This window comes from Streptococcus sp. A12, assembly GCF_905372335.1.
Classification (GTDB): domain Bacteria; phylum Bacillota; class Bacilli; order Lactobacillales; family Streptococcaceae; genus Streptococcus.
The window spans coordinates 1-2816 of the sequence record NZ_CAJPOU010000102.1 but is presented as its reverse complement, the minus strand read 5'-3'; the positions used below and the strand labels follow the sequence as shown (position 1 = coordinate 2816).

The following is a 2816-nucleotide window of genomic DNA, read 5'->3' as shown; positions in this document are numbered from 1 at the left end:
CATAGGTAGCTTCAGAAAGATCCATCTCCACTTCGTTATAGACGATAGGAACACGATCCTCAACGATATTTGCTTCCATTCCATAAATGAGCTGGATCCCCGCTTTCTTGGATGCCTTATAGCCATGAGGGAAGGATTGAACATTTCCGTGGTCTGTGATTGCCACTGCTTTGTGGCCCCATTTTGCTGCTGTTCCAACGATTTCCTCGACCTCAGGAAGAGCATCCATAGTCGACATATTGGTATGGGCATGAAACTCAACACGACGCTCGCCTTCTGGCATCAAATCCTTACGTTCATAGTGAACTACTTCCTGCACATCTTGCACATTCATGGTCAAATCTCGTGTGAAATTATTGACCTCGACATTTCCACGAACACGGAGCCATGAATTTTTCTTAATGATGTCAAACTTCTGAGCTTCTTCTTCATTTTTGACCCATTTTTGCATGGAGAAACTAGACGTGTAGTCCGTCATCTTGAAATTAATCAAGACACGACCCGTTCTAGTCACTTTATGCTCCACATCAAAGACAACTCCTTCAAAAACCAGTCGATTTTCTTCGGTATTGACCTCAATCATTGGAGTTACCTCTGCCTTGTCGAGTTTAGGCTTAGCAGCTGCCTTCTTGGCTTGGAAATCAAAGACAGGTTTGTCCTCAACTGGAGGAGGCGGTGCCATCTGCTCTAACTGTTCCATAGCTCGAAGGGTCTCATCATTGGCAGCCTGAACAATCATTTGATTTTCCGAATGGAAAGCTTCCTGCTCTTCCTTTGTCAAATCTTCATTTTTCTCTAAATGGCATTTAAACTTAGGAAAACCAAAGAGCTCAAGTTGTTTGCTAAGATTTGGCAAATGATTTTTTCTGAAATGCTCTGTATCTGCTGCTTCAGAGGCCTCAATAATCAACTGATCGTTTTCGCATCGAACCTGAAAATCCTGATACATGGTCCGAAATCCTTGGCTAGAACAAGGCCCATCTGAAAAAGCCTCCTGATAGTAGGCCTGTAAAAGCTCTCTTGAAAAATCTTGACCTTTCGTTTTAATCTCGAAAGTTGCTTGATTTCCCGTTTTTGAAAATTCTTCTTTCAATCCCTTCTTCAATGCTAAAAAGAGTTCAAAGGGCAGAATATTCTCAAAGACAAAACGAAACTCCCAAATGTTACTTTGTTTGTGTACAATAACTTGTTCAATTTCAGCCTGGGAGAAGGCCTCATGATTTCTTATCTCAGCGGGAATTCCCAACTGATTCATTAAAATTTCAAAAGTGGTTGACATCCATTTTCCTCACAATATACTCCTTCTATTTTACCATACTTGAGGTACTTTTTCCTATTTCTACTAAATAGAAAAAGAAGCCACAAAGTGACTTCTTTTATAGTGGCGACGAATTAGTCTTCACCTTTGTTTTTCTTAATGATTTCTTCTTGTACTGACTTAGGTACATCTTCGTAGTGGTCAAATACCATCATGAAGGTACCACGTCCTTGTGATGCAGAACGAAGAACTGTTGCGTAACCGAACATTTCAGCAAGTGGAACGTAAGCACGAACGATTTGGCTGTTACCGTGTGCTTCCATACCATCTACACGTCCACGACGAGCAGTTACGTGACCCATAACATCACCAAGGTTTTCTTCTGGAACAGTGATGGTTACAAGCATCATTGGTTCAAGAATAGCTGGTTGTGCTGATTTAGCAGCTTCTTTAAGAGCAAGAGATGCAGCGATCTTGAAGGCAGTTTCAGATGAGTCGACATCGTGGTATGAACCATCGTAAAGCTTAGCTTTAACGTCAACCATTGGGTAACCAGCAAGAACACCGTTAGCCATAGATTCTACCAAACCTTTTTCAACCGCTGGGATAAATTCACGAGGAACCACACCACCGACGATTGCGTTTTCGAATTCGAATCCTTTACCTTCTTCGTTTGGAGTAAATTCAATCCATACATCACCGAATTGACCTTTACCACCAGACTGACGTTTGAAGAATCCACGTGCTTGAGTAGAAGCGCGGAATGTTTCACGGTAAGATACTTGAGGAGCACCTACGTTCGCTTCAACTTTGAACTCACGACGCATACGGTCAACAAGGACGTCCAAGTGAAGCTCACCCATACCAGAGATAACTGTTTCACCAGTTTCAACGTTTGTTTCAACGCGGAATGTTGGATCTTCTTCAGCCAATTTTTGAAGGGCGATACCCATCTTATCTTGGTCTGCTTTAGATTTTGGCTCAACCATCAATTGGATAACTGGTTCTGGAACGTTGATTGACTCAAGGATGATTTTAGCTTTTTCATCTGTCAATGAGTCACCAGTTGTAGTGTCTTTCAAACCAACGGCAGCAGCGATATCACCTGAGTAAACAGTGTCGATTTCTTGACGGCTGTTAGCGTGCATTTGAAGGATACGTCCGATACGTTCACGTTTACCTTTAGATGTGTTCAATACGTAAGAACCAGAGTTCAATACACCTGAGTACACACGGAAGAATGTCAAACGACCTACGAATGGGTCAGTCATGATCTTGAAGGCAAGAGCTGCAAATGGCTCTTCATCAGATGCTGGACGAGTTTCTTCTTCGTCTGTATCTGGGTTGATACCTTTGATTGCTGGGATATCAAGTGGGCTTGGAAGGTAGTCGATAACCGCATCAAGCATCAATTGAACACCCTTGTTCTTGAAGGCAGAACCACAAAGTACTGGGTAGAATTCAACGTTGATAGTCGCTTTACGGATACCAGCTTTCAATTCCTCGTTAGTGATTTCTTCACCTTCGAGGTATTTCATCATCAATTCTTCGTCAGTTT

Annotated in this window: 2 protein-coding genes; both read right to left on the bottom strand. The window is 42.2% G+C overall.

Annotation, left to right across the window (positions count from 1 at the left end; translation table 11 throughout):
* A partial coding sequence (locus tag QZ158_RS08170) for a PHP domain-containing protein (RefSeq protein ID WP_293887500.1) occupies nt 1–1279 on the bottom strand: 1279 nt, incomplete at its 3' end.
* 113 nt (nt 1280–1392) lie between these two features.
* The coding region (fusA, locus tag QZ158_RS08165; protein WP_293887498.1) for an elongation factor G at nt 1393–2816 on the bottom strand (1424 nt) is incomplete at its 5' end.